The following is a 15859-nucleotide window of genomic DNA, read 5'->3' as shown; positions in this document are numbered from 1 at the left end:
AACAAGGGGGTGCGTGCAGCCAATTGAGGGCGCACGCGCTCATATGTGATGTGAGCAGTGAGCCCGATTGGGCCCGTTGCGCCTCAGAAGACCGTTTCAGTAACGCTGGGTGAGGTAAGACAGCAGCTCGTCGTGGAGCAGGCCGTTGGACGCGGCCGCGTTGCCGCTGTGCGGGCCCGGCCGGCCGTCGAGGCCGGTGAAGGTGCCCCCGGCCTCCGTCACGACGATCGCGTTGGCCGCCATGTCCCACAGGGACAGCTCCGGCTCGGCACAGATGTCCAGGGATCCCTCGGCGACCATCATGTACGGCCAGAAGTCGCCGTACGCGCGCGTGCGCCACACCTCGCGGGTGAGGTCCAGGAAACCGTTCAGCTGCCCGCGCTCCTCCCAGCCGCCGAGCGAGGAGTACGCGAAGGAGGCGTCGGCCAGCTTCGAGACCCCGGAGACGTGCAGGCGGGTCGACGAGGACAGGCTGCGGCCGGCGAAGGCGCCGTGGCCCTTCGCGGCCCACCAGCGGCGGCCCAGCGCGGGGGCGGAGACCAGGCCGACGACCGGCTGGTAGCCGCCCTCGCCCGCCTCCGTCAGGGAGATCAGGGTCGCCCAGACCGGGACGCCGCGGACGTAGTTCTTCGTGCCGTCGATCGGGTCGACCACCCAGCGGCGCGGGCCGGTGCCCTCGATGCCGTACTCCTCGCCGAGGATCGCGTCCCGCGGCCGGGCGCGCTGCAACTGGCTGCGGATCAGTTCCTCGGCCGCCTTGTCCGCCTCGCTCACCGGGGTCATGTCCGGCTTGGTCTCGACCTTGAGGTCGAGCGCCTTGAAGCGGCCCATGGTCACGGCGTCGGCCGCGTCCGCGAGCACGTGGGCGAGGCGCAGGTCGTCAAGGTAGTCCGGCATGTGACGAACGGTATCTGCCGGGACGGGGGCGGGGCTACCAGGGGAGGCCCGGTGATCCGGGCAAGTGATCGGGCGGTGCCCTCCGTTGCCCTCCGGTACGCCTGCGGCGCGCCCGCGCGTGTTGGCCGAAGGCGCCCCCCGGTGCCTTCGCGAACCCTTGACAGTCGAATCGTGCGCGTCAAATCTGGGCGCAGAGTCGCTCGCCCCAGGGAGGCGATGATGCCTGCAGCCCGGGAATCCCTTCTGGACGCCGCGTACGCGGCGCTCGCGCGCCGGCCGTGGGCTGCCGTGCGGATGGTCGACGTGGCGGCGGCGGCCGGGGTGTCCCGGCAGACGCTGTACAACGAGTTCGGCAGCAAGGAAGGCTTGGCGCGGGCGCTGGTGCGCAGGGAGGCCGACGGGTATCTCGCCGGGGTGGAACGGGCGTTGGGGAGCCATGCCGAGGCGTGGGAGCGCCTGACGGCGACGGCCGAGTGGATGGCGGTGGCGGCCCGGGAGAACGTGCTGGTACGGGCGATGCTCACGGGGTGCTGGAGCGAGCGGTTGCCGTCGCCGACGCTGTCCGCGGTGCCGTCGTCGTCGGCGGTGCCGGCGCAGCGGAGGGCGGACGGGCCGTTGCCCTCTCCCGGGGACTTCGTGCAGATCGTGCGGGACCGGGCGGTGGCGGTGCTGTCGGGGGCGGCGGCCGGCAAGGCGAACGGCGAGCTGACCCGGTCGTGCGAGCTGGTGGTGCGGCTGGCGTTGTCGTGTGTCTCGGCGCCGCCGGGGGAGGGCGGGGTGGCGGAGCTGGTGCGCGGGGCGCTGCACCGGCAGCCGGTTTGAGGGGACAGGGGTGGTGCGGGTCGTGGGTATCCGCGGGTGGGTGGGGGCTGGTCGCGCAGTTCCCCGCGCCCCGAAGGGGCGCGTTTCAGTGCGCGGAACCGGACAGCTGGAGGCCGATCACTCCTGCGATCACCAGACTGATGGAGATGATCTTCAGGGTGGAGACGAGGTCGCCGAGGAAGACCATGCCGTAGATGGCGGTGCCCGCCGCGCCGATTCCGGTCCAGACCGCGTAGGCCGGGCCCACGTCCAGCTTCTTCAGGGACAGGGTGAGGAGGCCGAAGCTGCCCAGGGCGAAGGACGCGAAGGCTATCGTCGGCCAAAGTCGCGTGAAGCCGTGGGAGAGCTTGAGGCACACGGCGAAGCCGGTCTCCAGGATCCCGGCCACGATCACCAGCAGCCACGCCATGTGCTGTCCTCCCGTATGTCCAGCTCGGTGCGATTATGCACTTACCGAACTCCGGTCATGACAAACACCCCGGTGGTCAGTCGCCCTCCTTGCGGTCCCGGGTCGCCAGCAGCCGCCGCAGCGAGTACAGGCGGGCCGGGTCCGCGTGGCCTTCCGCGACCCACTCGTCCAGCGCGCAGTCCGGTTCGTCGTGGCTGCACGCGCGCGGGCAGTTCACGGTCCCGGGCACCAGGTCGGGGAAGGCGTGGATCACGCGGGACGGGTCGATGTGGGCCAGGCCGAAGGAGCGGACGCCCGGGGTGTCGATGACCCAGCCCTCGTCGCCGGAGAGCGGGAGGGCCAGGGCCGACGTCGTGGTGTGGCGGCCGCGGCCGGTCACCGCGTTGACGTGACCGGTCGTGCGGCGGCGGCCCTCCGGGACCAGCGCGTTCACCAGCGTGGTCTTGCCGACGCCCGAGTGGCCGACGAACGCCGTGATCTTGCCGTCGAGAAGGTCCTGGATCCGGCGGGCGGCCTCCCCCGCCGCCAGCTCGTCGCGGCTCGTGACCACGTACGGGATGTCCAGGTCGCCGTACAGCTCCAGGAGCTTGTCCGGCGGGGCCAGGTCCGACTTGGTCATGACCAGCAGGGGGGTGAGACCGCCGTCGTAGGCCGCCACCAGGCAGCGGTCGATCAGGCGCGGGCGGGGCTCGGGGTCGGCCAGGGCGGTGACGATCGCCAGCTGGTCGGCGTTGGCGACGACGACCCGCTCGAACGGGTCGTCGTCGTCGGCGGTGCGCCGCAGCACGGACGAGCGGCCCTCGATGCGCACGATGCGGGCGAGGGTGTCCTTCTTGCCGGACAGATCGCCGACCAGGGCCACCCGGTCGCCGACCACCGCGGCCTTGCGGCCCAGCTCGCGGGCCTTCATCGCCAGGACCGTCCGGTCCTCGACCAGACAGGTCAGCCGGCCCCGGTCGACGGTGAGGACCATCCCCTCGGCCGCGTCCTCGTGCTTGGGGCGGATGGTGGTCCGCGGCCGGTTGCCCTTGCGGTTGGGGCGGGCGCGGATGTCGTCCTCGTCGGTGTGCTTGCCGTAGCGGCGCATGTCGTAGGCCCCTACGCTCCGTCGCTCCCGAGCATCCCGGTCCACAGGTCGGGGAAGTCCGGCAGGGTCTTCGCCGTCGTCGCCACGTTCTCGATCTGTACGTCGGCCACGGCCAGGCCGATGATCGCACCGGCCGTCGCCATGCGGTGGTCCTCGTACGTGTGGAAGACGCCGCCGTGCAGCCGGCGCGGGCGGATGCGCAGGCCGTCGGCGGTCTCGGTGACGTCGCCGCCGAGCTCGTTGATCTCCTTGGTGAGCGCGGCCAGCCGGTCCGTCTCGTGCAGCCGCAGGTGGGCGACCCCGCGCAGGGTGGAGGGGGTGTCCGCGAGGGCGGCGACCGCCGCGATGCCGGGGGTCAGCTCGCCGACGTCGCCCAGGTCGACGTCGATGCCGTGGATCCGGCCCGAGCCGGTGAACTCCAGGCCGTACTCGGTCAGTTCGCAGGAACCGCCCATCTCGGTGAAGATCTCGCGCAGCCGGTCGCCCGGCTGCGTGGTGCGGGACGGCCAGTCCGGGATCATGACCCGGCCGCCCGTCACCAGGGCCGCGGCGAGGAAGGGCTGGGCGTTCGACAGGTCCGGCTCGACGGTCAGGTCACGGCCCAGCAGGGCGCCGGGCGTGACCCGCCAGACGTTCGGCTCGCCGCCCGACTCGGGGGTGTCCACCTGGGCGCCGACCGCGCGCAGCATGTCGACGGTCATCCGGATGTGCGGGAGGGAGGGGAGGCTCCGGCCGGTGTGGCGGACCTCCACGCCCTGGTTGAAGCGCGGGCCGGAGAGCAGTAGGGCGGACACGAACTGGGAGGAGGACGAGGCGTCGACGGAGACCGTGCCGCCGTCCAGGGCCCCGCTGCCGTGGACGGTGAGGGGGAGCGCGCCGCGGCCCTCGTCGTCGATCCGGGCGCCCAGGACGCGCAGGGCGTCGATCACGCCGTGCAGGGGGCGCTCGTACGAACGGGGGTCGCCGTCGAAGTGGATGTCGCCTGCGGCGAGGGTGGCGACGGGCGGAAGGAAGCGCATCACCGTGCCGGCGTTGCCGACGTCGACGGTGGCGGGGCCGCGGAGCCCCGCGGGGAGCACCCGCCAGGCCTCGCCGGAGCCGTCGGGGCCGACGCCCTCGTCGATGCCGACGCCCATCGCGCGCAGGGCGCCGGCCATCAGCAGGGTGTCGCGGGAGCGGAGGGGGCGGCGCAGCCAGCCGGGTTCGGAGGCGAGGGCGGCGAGGACGAGGGCGCGGTTGGTGACCGACTTGGACCCGGGCACGTGAACCGTCGCGTCGACGGCCCCGCGCGCGTGGGGGGCGGGCCAGAGGGCGGTTGGTGCGGTGGGGTTTGCGGCCATGGGGTCACTTTAGTGGCAGGGGGAGGTATCAGCCGGTGGGCGGGCGGGGCCGCTCCGCGGGGAGGCCGGTGGGCGGGTGCGGCGCCGCTTCGGCAGGGGCGGTGGTCGGGTGGGGTGCCGTGGGGGCTGGTCGTGCAGTTTCCCGCGCCCCTGTGATGCCGCCCCTTCGGGGCGGGCGTCACAGGCCGAGCAGCCAGCGCCCCCCGCCGATCACCGAGCACAGTGACACCGTGTGGAACAGGAACAGCCATACGCCCGCCGGGAGATGGGTCAGTCTCGACAGCTGGTCCGCGTCGGAGTCGCCCGCGCCGCCGCGTGAGCGCTTCGCCTGGAGTTCGAAGGCCGGGCGGACTCCGCCCAGCAGCAGGAACCACACCACGGCGTACGCGAACGCCGCCTGCACCTGCGGTCCGGCCAGCCAGGACACCAGCAGGAAGGTGCCGCCCGTCAGGAAGACCGTCAGGACGCCGTACGCGTTGCGGATCATTACCAGCATCACGAGCAGCAGGGCCGTGGCGAGCCAGAGCAGCAGGGTGATGCGCCCGGCGCCGAGCAGGGCCGCGCCGCCGAGGCCGAGCAGCGGGGGAGCGGTGTAGCCGGCCGCGGCCGTGAGGATCATGCCGATGCCGTGCGGCTTGCCCCGGCTGAGCGTGAGACCGCTGGTGTCGGAGTGCAGCCGGATGCCGGTGAGCTGGCGGCCCGTGAGCAGGGCGGTCAGGCCGTGGCCGCCCTCGTGGGCGATCGTGATGGCGTTGCGGGATATCCGCCACAGGTTGTGCGGGACGACCACCGCGACCGCGGCGGCCAGGGTCGCGAGCACCACCCACAGATCGGGATCGGACTGGGTACCCGTCAGACGGTCCCAGAGGTCGGGCAGCGCGAGAGCGGCAGTGCTGTCCATGGTGCGGTGATTACTCCCTCTGGTCAGTCCGAAAGGTGCCGGCGCGTAGCGCCGTCGTTGGGGGGTGGTGGTCGGGCGACGGGCGGGCCTGGCAGTGTTGCACGTATGTGCGGACGGTATGCATCCAGTCGTGGGCCCGAGGATCTCGCAGGAATCTTTGAAGTCGAGAAGTGGGAGCCCGAGGAGACCCTGGAGCCCGACTACAACGTGGCTCCGACCAAGGAGGTCTACGCCGTCCTCGACCGTCCGGTGAAAGACGCCGACGACCCCCGTCCGGTTCGCCAGCTGCGCAAGCTCAAGTGGGGGCTCGTGCCGTCCTGGGCCAAGACGCCCGAGGGCGGCGCCCGGATGATCAACGCGCGCGCGGAGACCGTGCACGAGAAGCCGTCGTACCGCCGCGCCTTCGCCACCCGGCGCTGCATCCTGCCCGCCGACGGCTACTACGAGTGGGTCACCGCCCCACAGGAGCGGGACCTGGAGGTCGAGGGGAAGAAGAAGCGGCCGCGCAAACAGCCGTACTTCGTGCTCCCCGCCGACGGCTCGGTGTTCGCGATGGCCGGGCTGTACGAGTTCTGGCGGGACCGGACGCTGCCCGACGAGCACCCGCTGGCCTGGTGGGTGACATGCTCGGTGATCACCACGGAGGCGGAGACCTCGCCGCTGGCCGTGGCGCCCGCCGAGGGGCCGCGGTCGCTGCACGACATCCACCCCCGGATGCCGCTGATGCTGACCCCGGACCGCTGGGACGCCTGGCTCGACCCGGCCCGCACGGACGTCGAGGACCTGCGCTCGCTGCTCGCCCCGCCGCCGGAGGGCCTGATGCGCGCCTACCCGGTCTCCACTGCGGTCAGCAACGTCCGGAACAACAGCCCGGAGCTGCTGAAGGAGCTGGAGGGGCCCGAGGAGGGCACACTCTTCTGAGCGCTCCGCAGGCCCGCGATCGGCCGCCCTTCGGCTGCAACGCCGTCGTGGCTGCTCGCGCAGTTCCCCGCGCCTTTTTCGGGGCGCCGCCTTCTAGCCTTCTCACGTGACTACGTCGAAGATCGTCGGTACCGAGGCGGGGGACGCCCGCATCACCTGGCACGAGGCGGCGCGGGCGCGCCTCGTGCTCGCCGTGAGCCATGGGGCGGGCGGGGGCATCGAGGCGCGGGATCTGCAGGCGATCGCCGCGGTCCTGCCGGAGCACGGCGTGACCGTGGCGCTCGTCGAGCAGCCCTGGCGGGTCGCCGGGAAGAAGCTCGCGCCCGCGCCGAAGACGCTCGACGTCGGCTGGCGGGGCCTGTGGCCCGCGCTCGCCGCGCCGGGCCCGCCCGTGGTGTCGGGCGGGCGCAGCGCCGGGGCCCGGGTCGCCTGCCGTACCGCGGCCGACCTGGGGGCGGCCGGCGTCCTGGCCCTGAGTTTTCCGCTGCACCCGCCGGGCAGGCCGGAGAAGTCGCGGGCCGCGGAGCTGCTCGGGGCCGGGGTGCCCACGCTCGTCGTACAGGGCGGGCACGACCCGTTCGGGAGGCCCGCCGAGTTCCCGGAGGGGCAGTACGGACTCGTCGAGGTGCCGGGCGCCGATCACGGGTTCGCGGTGCCCAAACGTGCGGAGATCGGGCAGGAAAGGGCAGTGACCATCATCACGGACGCGGTCGTCGCATGGACCGCGTCCCTCGGGTGACGCCCGGGAATGTTGCGCGGCGGACCACTGTTGAGGCGGACAGAAGTACTGGGACACCAGTGCCGACGCCGAACGAGAGGAAGTCCGCCGCATGGGTTCGACCATCTGCCCGAGCCGTAGCAGCAGCGCTGACCTGGACTGGACGGTACTGCATGCGGCCAAGACCGCTCCTATTCGAGCGGCGGCAGGCACGGGTCGTGTTCTATCCTCCGAGACGAGTGGGATCAGTTTTGGTCCTGCCCGGGATCTTGAGGAGGTGGGTCCGGTCACCGGTACCGACGCAGGGACCGACAACGGCCAGGCGGAGCTGCCCGAGGGCCAGGGCGTCAGCGCGGAGTCGACGTCGGAGCGCACGGCGCGCTTCGAGCGGGACGCGCTCGAATTCCTCGACCAGATGTACTCGGCCGCGCTGCGCATGACGCGCAACCCCGCCGACGCCGAGGACCTGGTGCAGGAGACCTACGCCAAGGCGTACGCGTCGTTCCACCAGTTCCGTGAGGGCACCAACCTCAAGGCCTGGCTGTACCGCATTCTCACGAACACCTTCATCAACTCGTACCGCAAGAAGCAGCGCGAACCCCAGCGCTCCGCGGCCGAGGAGATCGAGGACTGGCAGCTCGCCCGCGCCGAGTCGCACATGTCGACGGGCTTGCGCTCCGCGGAGTCGCAGGCGCTCGACCACCTGCCCGACTCGGACGTGAAGGAAGCGCTGCAGGCGATCCCCGAGGAATTCCGCATCGCCGTCTACCTCGCAGACGTAGAGGGCTTTGCGTACAAGGAGATCGCGGACATCATGGGGACACCCATCGGTACGGTGATGTCCCGGCTGCACCGAGGCCGCCGCCAACTGCGCGGCATGCTGGAGGACTACGCGCGTGAGCGCGGGCTCGTCCCGGCCGGCGCCGGAGAGTCGAACGAAGCGAAAGGCTCGGGCTCATGAGCTGCGGAGAGCCGCACGAGACGGACTGCAGTGAGGTACTCGATCATCTCTACGAGTTCCTCGACAGTGAGATGCCGGACGTCGATCGCGTCAAGTTCAAGCAGCACTTCGAGGAGTGCTCCCCCTGCCTGGAGAAGTACGGGCTGGAGGAGGCCGTGAAGAAGCTGGTCAAGCGGTGCTGCGGGCATGACGACGTGCCCACCGACCTGCGGGCCAAGGTGCTGGGGCGGCTGGATCTGATCCGTTCGGGGCAGCCCCTCCCGGAACACGACGTCACGGCCGCCCGGACCCCCCAGCCCGCGCCGGTCACGCCGGAGAGCTGACCCGGGCGCCGACCGCACGGCGCCGCCCGCAGGCGGCGCGGAGCGGTTCCCGCCCCGGTGTCCCATCACCCGAACGTGCTAATCCTCCGGTCATAAGCCCCCGGACCCGCCGGCTCCCGCCCTAGGCTCCGGAGCCTGGACAGGCATGGTCGGGGGAGGGGCGAGATGGAGGCGGTCCCGGTACGGGTGCGCGCGTACGTGACCTGCGTCGCCCTCGCCGCCCTGCTCTGTCTGCTGCCGCTGCCCGAGCTGCGTACGCCCTGGTGGGCGGTCGCCCTCCTCGCCGCGCTCTACGCCGCCTGCGAGCACGTCGTACGGCGCCGCCTCGGCGGCACCTTCTACCCGGTCCTGCTCGCCGGTGCCTTCCTGCTGCCGCCGCCGGCCGCGGCGCTCGTACCGCTGCCGGGTGCGCTCCTCTCCCGCGCCGAGCACCGACCGCAGGCGCTGCGCCGGACCTGGCGGGCCGCCGAGCTCGCGCTCGCCGTGTGGGGCGCGGGGCGCGTGCACTGGGCGCTGGGCGGCCGGGACTCGGTGGTGGGCTGCGACTTCCCTTACGCGCTGCTGCCCTGCGCCGCCGCCGTACTGGCCTTCTGCGCCGTGCTCGCCCTGCTGGACGGCGGGATCCTCGCGATCGCCGAGAGGGTCCCGGTCCGCCGGGCCTGGCGCGGTCTGCTCTCCCGCTCCCTCGCCCCGGTCGGGGTGCACGGGCTGGCCGGGCTGATGATGGCCGTGCTCTGGCGCAGTCCCTACGGTCCCGTCGCGGCCCTGCTCGTCCTGCTGCCGATGTGCGTCTCCTGGTGGGTGTTCGCCCAGTACCACCGGGAGCGCGCCGCCCACCAGGCCACCATCCGCGCGCTCGTCCAGGCCGTCGACATCAAGGACGGGTACACCCGCGGGCACAGCGAGCGCGTCGGACAGGCCTCCGTGATGATCGCGCGGGAACTGGGCATGGCCGACGACCGGGTGGAGGTGCTCCGCTTCGCCGGCATCCTCCACGACGTCGGGAAGCTGGGCGTCCCCACCCGGCTGCTCCGCAAGAACGGGCCGCTCACCCCGGAGGAACGGCGGATCATCGAACTGCACCCCGAGTACGGCCACGAGATGGTGCGCGGGATCTCCTTCCTCGGCGAGGCCCGCGCGGCGATCCTCCACCACCACGAACGCATCGACGGCAGCGGCTACCCCTACGGACTCGCGGGCGGCCAGATCCCGGAGTCCGCCCGCGTGGTGGCCGTCGCCGACGCCTTCGACGCGATGACGTCGACCCGCTCCTACAGCAGGGCCCGGCCGGTGGCCGCCGCCGTGACGGAGTTACGGCGGTGCGCGGGACGGCAATTCGACGCGGGGATCGTCGACGCCCTGGCGCGAGCGCTGGCCAGACACGGCTGGCACCCGGCGGTCACCGCCGACGTACCGCCACCGGATCCGGCGGACCTGCCCGGCGGCCGGGCCCTCCCCGGTCCGCCGGGCGGTGACCGTGCGGGCGCCGGGCGAGGTGCCCCGTGACGTCCGGGGCCCCGGCGTTCGCCCCGGGTCCGGCGGGCGGCGCCGGTGGCGGTGGCAGCGGTCTCGCCGGTCCGGCCGCGGCCCTTCGCTCCGGCCGTCCCGCCGCGCTCGGGGGCATCCGGCTCGCCGCGCTGCTCCTCGCCCTCGGCTGTCTCGCCGGGACTCTCTGGGAAGGCCTCGGCGACCGCGGCATCGCCCTCGCCTTCGGCCTTCTCGTCGGCGTCGGCGAATGGGCCCGCTGGACCGGCGCCGAGGTACGGGAGGCCGCCCCGCTCGGTGCCGCCGGCGGGCTCGCCTACGCCCTGCTCGGCGCCGATGCCGGGGCCGTCACGCACGACGGCGCCTTCCAGGTCGTCACCGTCGTCTGCGCGGCCTCGCTGCTCGGCAACGTCCCGCACATAGCCGACGGGCGGCGCCCCACCCTCGACCACCTCACCCGCCGCGTCCTCACCGTCGGCTTCGCCGCCGTCTGCTCCCAACCCCTCTACAGCAGGGGCGCGTTGGAGCACACGGACGGACCGGCGTACGCCCTGCTGCTCGTCGCGCTCCTGGTGCTCACCGCGCTGTGCGACGCGGTGCTCGCCGCCGCGCAGGCCCACGCGCGGACCGGGTGGCCGTTCGGGCCGCTGCTGCGGGACGAGCTGCGCGGGCTGCTCGGCATCGGGTCCGCGGTCTGCGCCACCGGGGCCGTGATGGCACTGGCCGTCGCCGTCGTCGGGCTGTGGGCGCTGCCCGTGTTCTGCCTGCCCCTGCTCCTCACCCAGCTCTCCCTGCGCCGCTACGCGGCCGTCCGGGCCACCTACCGGCAGACCATCGCCTCCCTCGCCCGCGCCACCGAGATAGCCGGGTACACCCCGGCCGGGCACGCCCGCCGCGTCGCCGCGCTGAGCCAGGCCGTCGGGCGGGACCTGGGGCTGTCCGGAGCGGAGCTGACCGTGCTGGAGTACGCGGCGCTCATGCACGACATCGGCCAGCTCAGCCTCGTCGACCCGGTGCCCGCCGGGGCCACCGCGGGGCTCCCGGCGGCGGAGCAGCGGCGGATAGCCCTGCTCGGCGGGGCCGTCGTACGGCAGACCGGGGTGGCCGCGGCGGTCGCGGTGGTCGTGGAGCGGCAGGCCGACCCCTACCGGGAACAGCCGGTCGCCGCGCGGATCGTGCGGACCGTCAACGCGTACGAGGAGAAGGCCCGGGATTCCGGGCCCGGCGGGCCGCTGACGGCACTGGAGGAGTTACGGCTGGCGACCGCCGGGGACTACGCTCCGGAGGTTGTGGAGTCCCTGGCCCGCGTGCTCTCCAGAGACTGTCTGACCTTGCGCGCGGCTGGGTAACCCATGGGTAATGAGCGGCCCTCCCGTCGTACGTGGTTGGATGCGAGGAGAGGGTGATGTCCGGGGGCACAAGCCAGCCCACTGTGCGGAACTGGAACTGGCAGGCGGGAATCGTGAGGATCTTCGGCAAGGGACGGCACCGGCCCTCCGCCTCCTGGCGGCAGGCCACCGACCGCGCGTTCACGCTGATCGGCGACGGCCGGTACGAGGACGCGGGCGAGCTGCTGACGCGCGCTGCCGACCTGGAACCCTGGCTGTCGGAGTCCTGGTTCAACCTCGCCCTGCTGCACAAGTTCCGGCACGACTGGGAGCAGGCGCGGGCCGCCGGGCTGCGGGCGGTGGCCCTCCTCGACCGGGAGACCGGGGCGCCCGACTGGTGGAACGTGGGCATCGCGGCGACCGCGCTGCAGGACTGGCCGCTGGCCCGCCGGGCCTGGCAGGCGTACGGGCTGCGGGTGCCGGGAGGCGCCACCGCGTCCGGCGAGCCGGACGGCATGGACCTCGGCAGTGCCGCCGTGCGGCTGTCCCCGGAAGGGGAGGCCGAGGTGGTGTGGGGGCGGCGCCTCGACCCCGCCCGCATCGAGGTGCAGTCCATCCCGCTTCCCTCGTCCGGGCGGCGCTGGGGCGAGGTGGTCCTGCACGACGGGGTGCCGCACGGCGAGCGGACCACGGCGACCGGGCACGCGTACCCCGTCTTCGACGAGATCGAGCTGTGGGCGCCGTCGCCGGTGCCGACGTGGGTGGTGCTCCTCGAGGCGGCGACGGAGGCGGACCGGGACGCGCTGGAGCAGTTGGCGGGGGACGCCGGGTTCGCGGCGGAGGACTGGTCCTCGTCCGTGCGGCTGCTGTGCCGGATGTGCTCGGAGTCGCGGATGCCGTCGGACGAGGGCGACGGGGTGCATCTCGATCCCCACGACCACAGTGAGCCGGGGCATCCAGGGCCGCTCGGGCACCGGACGGACGGGCAGCTGTGGGTGCCGGAGCGGGAGTGCGGGATCGCCGCGCCGGCCTCGCTGGTCAGGGGGTTGCTGGACGGGTGGGTTGCGGACAGCCCTGATTCCCGGGACTGGCGGGATCTGGAAGAGGTCTGCTGAGGCCGGTGGGTCACTGCGGGTCGTGCGTGGTCGCTCGCGCAGTTCCCCGCGCCCCCAAAAGCAGACACGTACCCTGTACCAGCAATATCTCTCCCCGTTCTACCTAGGAAGGCTTACGTCGGTCATGGCGCAGCAGGACACCGATCAGCAGCACGCGGGCGTGCTCCCCGTGGATGACGAGGGGTTCGTCGTCGACACCGAGGGGACCGAGGAGCGCGAGAACGCCTGGCGTGAGCGGGGGACGTCGCGGCCCATCACCGTCGTCGGGAACCCGGTGCTGCACAAGGAGTGCAAGGACGTCACCGAGTTCGGGGCGGAGCTGGACCAGCTCGTCGCCGACATGTTCGCCAGCCAGCGGACCGCCGAGGGCGTCGGCCTCGCCGCCAACCAGATCGGCGTCGACCTCAAGGTCTTCGTCTACGACTGCCAGGACGACGAGGGCGCCCGGCACGTCGGTGTGGTGTGCAACCCGAAGCTGGTCGACCTGCCCGCCGACAAGCGGCGGCTGGACGACAGCAACGAGGGGTGCCTGTCGGTGCCCACCGCCTACGCCCCGCTCGCCCGGCCCGACTACGCCGAGGTCACCGGGCAGGACGAGAAGGGCAACCCGATCAAGGTGCGCGGCACCGGCTACTTCGCTCGGTGTTTGCAGCACGAGACCGACCACCTGTACGGCTACCTGTACATCGACCGGCTCTCCAAGCGCGAACGCAAGGACGCGCTGCGGCAGATGGCCGAGAACGAGCCCCGCTACCCCGTGGTCGCCAACGACTGAGACCCAGGGAACGCGGAAGGACAGTTGTGACGCCTGGTCGGGCCTGCTCCGACCAGGCGTTCGTCATGTCCGGCCGGACCCGCTCGTCTGTGCGCCGTACATTCGATCCTTTGTGCACCCCTAGCGAACCCGAATCAGTCACACAAGGGGAGGTTCTCGGCACTGTGGGGTAGTGAGTGAAGCAAATCCGTTCCCAGACCGGTCAGTTGTGGTGCTGAATAGTAACTGCGGGGATACGCAACGGCGCACGCCCGGCACAGCGGGAGGGGCGTGCGCACCTGGCTCGGCTGAGAGGGGTTTGTTCGTGCATGCTTTCCCACACAGCACCACATCGACGCCGACGGCGGTCGCGGTTCCACCACAACTCGCCCTCCCGGTGATCGAGGCCGAGTTTCCCCGGCAACTGCATCCGTATTGGCCCCAGCTACAGGAGAAGACCCGCCTCTGGCTGCTGGAAAAGCGGCTGATGCCGGCGGACAAGGTTCGGGAATATGCCGACGGTCTTTGCTACACGGACCTGATGGCGGGGTACTACCTGGGCGCCTCCGACGAGGTCATCCAGGCGATATGCGACTACAGCGCCTGGTTCTTCGTCTGGGATGACCGGCACGACCGCGACGTCGTGCACGACAGGTCGGCCGACTGGCGGCGGCTGCGGTTCCGGCTGCACGCGGCACTCGACGCGCCCCTGCACCATCTGCACCACCCGGACACCCTGGTCGCCGGGTTCGCCGACAGCATCGCCCGGTTGTACACGTTCCTGCCCGGGACCTGGAACCAGCGGTTCGCCCGGCACTTCCACCAGGTGATCGAGGCCTACGACCGCGAGTTCCGCAACCGCACCTCGGGCTACGTTCCCGGGGTCGAGGAATACCTGGCCCTGCGGCGCCTCACCTTCGCCCACTGGATATGGACGGACCTGCTGGAGCCGAGCGCGGGGACCGAACTCCCGGACGCCGTAAGGAAAAACCCCGCGTACCGCCGGCCGGCGCTGCTCAGTCAGGAATTCGCCGCCTGGTACAACGACCTCTGCTCGCTGCCGAAGGAAATAGCGGGCGACGAGGTGCACAACCTCGGAATCAGTCTCGTCACCCATGAGGGAATGAGCCTGGAACAGTCGGTCGAGGAAGTCAGGCGACGCGTCGAGGAATGCATAAGCGAATTCCTGGTCGCGGAGCGGACCGCACTGCGGTTCGCCCAGGAACTCGACGACGGCACCGTGCAGGGAAAGGAAATCGGCGCCGCCGTCACGGCCTGCGTCGGCAACATGCGGAACTGGTTCAGTTCCGTCTACTGGTTCCACCACGAATCCGGCCGTTACATGGTCGACAGCTGGGACGACCGGTCCACGCCCCCGTACGTCAACAACGAAGCGGCAGGTGAGAAATGACCGTCGAGTCCGTGAAGCCCGCGACCGCGGAGGCTTCCGCACACGGTGAACTGCGCGAACCGCCGCTGGCCGGCGGTGGTGTGCCGGTCCTCGGGCACGGCTGGCGGCTGGTCCGCGACCCGCTGACCTTCATGACCCGGCTGCGCGCCCACGGCGACATGGTGCGCCTCAGGCTCGGCCCCAAGGAGGTCTACGCCGTCACCACCCCCGAACTCACCGGCGCCCTCGCCCTGAACCCCGACTTCATCATCGCGGGCCCGCTGTGGGAGTCCCTGGAGGGGCTGCTCGGCAAGGAGGGCGTCGCCACCGCCAACGGCCCCCGCCACCGGCGCCAGCGCCGCACCATCCAGCCCGCGTTCAACCTCGCCGCGATCCCCGCGTACGGGCCGGTCATGGAGGAGGAGGCGCACGCGCTGACCGAGCGCTGGCAGCCCGGCGCCACCGTCGACTGCACCTCGGAGTCCTTCCGGGTCGCCGTCCGCATCGCCGCCCGCTGCCTGCTGCGCGGCGAGTACATGGACGAGCGCGCCGAGCGGCTCAGCGTCGACCTCGCGAGCGTCTTCCGCGGTATGTACCGGCGGATGGTCGTACCACTCGGCCCGCTGTACAAGCTGCCGTTGCCGGCCAACCGCGAATTCAACCGGGCGCTGGCCGATTTGCATCTCCTCGTCGACGAGATCGTCGCGGAGCGCCGGGCATCTGGTCAAAAGCCGGACGATTTGCTGACGGCATTGCTCGAGGCGAAGGACGAGAATGGCGACCCCATCGGGGAACAGGAGATCCACGACCAGGTGGTCGCGATACTCACTCCCGGCAGCGAAACCGTCGCGTCCACGATCATGTGGCTGCTCCAGGTCCTCGCGGAACACCCGGAACACGCGGAGAAGGTACGGTCCGAGGTCGAATCCGTGACGGGCGGCCAGCCGGTTGGTTTTGAGCACGTGCGCCGGCTCACGCACACCAACAATGTCGTCGTCGAGGCGATGCGTTTGCGGCCGGCCGTATGGATATTGACGCGGCGGGCCAAGACCGACACGGAACTCGGTGGCTATCGCATTCCGGCCGGGGCCGACGTCGTCTACAGCCCCTACGCCGTCCAGCGCGATCCGCACTCCTACCCCGGGCACCTCGACTTCGACCCGGACCGCTGGCTGCCGGAGCGGGCAGGGGAGGTGCCCAAGTACGCCATGAGCCCCTTCAGCGTCGGCAACCGCAAGTGCCCCAGCGACCACTTCTCCATGACCCAGCTCAGCCTGATCACGGCGGCCCTGTGCGCCAGGTACCGCTTCGAACAGGTCCCCGGGTCGAACGACGCCACCCGGGTGGGCATCACCCTGCGCCCGCACCGGCTGCTGCTCGCACCCGTGCCCTGGTGACCCGTCGACCG

The 15859-nt window shown here is 71.8% G+C and carries 16 protein-coding genes; 11 read left to right on the top strand and 5 right to left on the bottom strand.

Annotation, left to right across the window (positions count from 1 at the left end):
- Nucleotides 1-96: 96 nt before the first annotated feature.
- On the bottom strand, nt 97-897 hold the full coding sequence (gene hisN, locus BLW82_RS14510; RefSeq protein WP_093499188.1) for a histidinol-phosphatase: 801 nt from the start codon (nt 895-897) through the stop codon (nt 97-99).
- A gap of 216 nt (nt 898-1113) precedes the next feature.
- On the opposite strand from hisN, the gene BLW82_RS14505 reads away from it, so the two are divergent.
- Nucleotides 1114-1719: a TetR/AcrR family transcriptional regulator gene (locus BLW82_RS14505; RefSeq protein WP_177232947.1), complete on the top strand. Its 606-nt coding sequence runs from the start codon at nt 1114-1116 to the stop codon at nt 1717-1719.
- An 85-nt stretch (nt 1720-1804) separates the two neighbouring features.
- Here BLW82_RS14505 and BLW82_RS14500 read toward each other — a convergent pair whose 3' ends face one another.
- The 4 genes from BLW82_RS14500 to BLW82_RS14485 form a co-directional block, all read right to left on the bottom strand.
- Complete coding sequence (locus BLW82_RS14500; RefSeq protein WP_093499187.1) at nt 1805-2128, bottom strand: DMT family transporter; 324 nt, start codon at nt 2126-2128, stop codon at nt 1805-1807.
- Nucleotides 2129-2204: 76 nt separating this feature from the next.
- On the bottom strand, nt 2205-3215 hold the full coding sequence (gene rsgA / locus BLW82_RS14495; protein WP_093499186.1) for a ribosome small subunit-dependent GTPase A: 1011 nt from the start codon (nt 3213-3215) through the stop codon (nt 2205-2207).
- Nucleotides 3216-3226: 11 nt separating this feature from the next.
- On the bottom strand, nt 3227-4555 hold the full coding sequence (aroA, locus tag BLW82_RS14490) for a 3-phosphoshikimate 1-carboxyvinyltransferase (protein ID WP_093499185.1): 1329 nt from the start codon (nt 4553-4555) through the stop codon (nt 3227-3229).
- A gap of 178 nt (nt 4556-4733) precedes the next feature.
- Nucleotides 4734-5456 (bottom strand): M50 family metallopeptidase, encoded by a 723-nt coding sequence (locus BLW82_RS14485; protein ID WP_093499184.1) that lies wholly within the window; start codon nt 5454-5456, stop codon nt 4734-4736.
- A 105-nt stretch (nt 5457-5561) separates the two neighbouring features.
- On the opposite strand from BLW82_RS14485, the gene BLW82_RS14480 reads away from it, so the two are divergent.
- The 10 genes from BLW82_RS14480 to BLW82_RS14435 all read left to right on the top strand — a co-directional run bounded on the left by BLW82_RS14480 (nt 5562) and on the right by BLW82_RS14435 (nt 15848).
- Entirely contained in the window at nt 5562-6377 is an 816-nt protein-coding gene (locus BLW82_RS14480) for an SOS response-associated peptidase (protein WP_093499183.1), read from the top strand.
- 106 nt (nt 6378-6483) lie between these two features.
- Nucleotides 6484-7116 (top strand): alpha/beta hydrolase family protein, encoded by a 633-nt coding sequence (locus BLW82_RS14475; RefSeq protein WP_093499182.1) that lies wholly within the window; start codon nt 6484-6486, stop codon nt 7114-7116.
- A gap of 256 nt (nt 7117-7372) precedes the next feature.
- Nucleotides 7373-8056 (top strand): RNA polymerase sigma factor SigR, encoded by a 684-nt coding sequence (gene sigR, locus BLW82_RS14470; RefSeq protein ID WP_189267612.1) that lies wholly within the window; start codon nt 7373-7375, stop codon nt 8054-8056.
- Nucleotides 8053-8379, top strand: coding sequence for a mycothiol system anti-sigma-R factor (rsrA, locus tag BLW82_RS14465; protein ID WP_093499180.1), 327 nt, complete (start codon nt 8053-8055; stop codon nt 8377-8379). Before sigR ends, rsrA begins: the two co-directional genes overlap by 4 nt.
- A gap of 165 nt (nt 8380-8544) precedes the next feature.
- On the top strand, nt 8545-9885 hold the full coding sequence (locus BLW82_RS14460) for an HD-GYP domain-containing protein (protein ID WP_093499179.1): 1341 nt from the start codon (nt 8545-8547) through the stop codon (nt 9883-9885).
- A 116-nt stretch (nt 9886-10001) separates the two neighbouring features.
- Nucleotides 10002-11213 carry an HD-GYP domain-containing protein gene (locus BLW82_RS14455; protein WP_093508045.1) on the top strand — a complete coding sequence of 404 codons (1212 nt, stop codon included), beginning with the start codon at nt 10002-10004 and terminating at the stop codon, nt 11211-11213.
- Nucleotides 11214-11326: 113 nt separating this feature from the next.
- Nucleotides 11327-12307, top strand: coding sequence for a hypothetical protein (locus BLW82_RS14450; RefSeq protein ID WP_093508044.1), 981 nt, complete (start codon nt 11327-11329; stop codon nt 12305-12307).
- A 124-nt stretch (nt 12308-12431) separates the two neighbouring features.
- Nucleotides 12432-13082: a peptide deformylase gene (gene def / locus BLW82_RS14445; protein ID WP_093499178.1), complete on the top strand. Its 651-nt coding sequence runs from the start codon at nt 12432-12434 to the stop codon at nt 13080-13082.
- Nucleotides 13083-13386: 304 nt separating this feature from the next.
- Nucleotides 13387-14472: an epi-isozizaene synthase gene (gene cyc1 / locus BLW82_RS14440; RefSeq protein WP_093508043.1), complete on the top strand. Its 1086-nt coding sequence runs from the start codon at nt 13387-13389 to the stop codon at nt 14470-14472.
- Complete coding sequence (locus tag BLW82_RS14435; protein WP_093499177.1) at nt 14469-15848, top strand: bifunctional albaflavenone monooxygenase/terpene synthase; 1380 nt, start codon at nt 14469-14471, stop codon at nt 15846-15848. The genes cyc1 and BLW82_RS14435 overlap by 4 nt, the downstream gene beginning before the upstream one ends.
- Nucleotides 15849-15859: the final 11 nt, after the last annotated feature.

It is taken from the genome of Streptomyces sp. Ag109_O5-10 (genome assembly GCF_900105755.1).
Classification (GTDB): domain Bacteria; phylum Actinomycetota; class Actinomycetes; order Streptomycetales; family Streptomycetaceae; genus Streptomyces.
The sequence above is the reverse complement of the archived record's forward strand: the minus strand, read 5'-3'. Positions and strand labels throughout refer to the sequence as shown.

Bases quoted from the DNA above. Each gene is read 5' to 3' on its own strand.
- hisN (WP_093499188.1), bottom strand. From the start codon at position 897: ATGCCGGACTACCTTGACGACCTGCGCCTCGCCCACGTGCTCGCGGAC.
- aroA (WP_093499185.1), bottom strand. From the start codon at position 4,555: ATGGCCGCAAACCCCACCGCACCAACCGCCCTCTGGCCCGCCCCCCAC.
- BLW82_RS14485 (WP_093499184.1), bottom strand. From the start codon at position 5,456: ATGGACAGCACTGCCGCTCTCGCGCTGCCCGACCTCTGGGACCGTCTG.
- def (WP_093499178.1), top strand. From the start codon at position 12,432: ATGGCGCAGCAGGACACCGATCAGCAGCACGCGGGCGTGCTCCCCGTG.
- BLW82_RS14460 (WP_093499179.1), top strand. From the start codon at position 8,545: ATGGAGGCGGTCCCGGTACGGGTGCGCGCGTACGTGACCTGCGTCGCC.
- BLW82_RS14480 (WP_093499183.1), top strand. From the start codon at position 5,562: ATGTGCGGACGGTATGCATCCAGTCGTGGGCCCGAGGATCTCGCAGGA.
- BLW82_RS14500 (WP_093499187.1), bottom strand. From the start codon at position 2,128: ATGGCGTGGCTGCTGGTGATCGTGGCCGGGATCCTGGAGACCGGCTTC.
- rsrA (WP_093499180.1), top strand. From the start codon at position 8,053: ATGAGCTGCGGAGAGCCGCACGAGACGGACTGCAGTGAGGTACTCGAT.
- rsgA (WP_093499186.1), bottom strand. From the start codon at position 3,215: ATGCGCCGCTACGGCAAGCACACCGACGAGGACGACATCCGCGCCCGC.
- BLW82_RS14505 (WP_177232947.1), top strand. From the start codon at position 1,114: ATGATGCCTGCAGCCCGGGAATCCCTTCTGGACGCCGCGTACGCGGCG.
- BLW82_RS14435 (WP_093499177.1), top strand. From the start codon at position 14,469: ATGACCGTCGAGTCCGTGAAGCCCGCGACCGCGGAGGCTTCCGCACAC.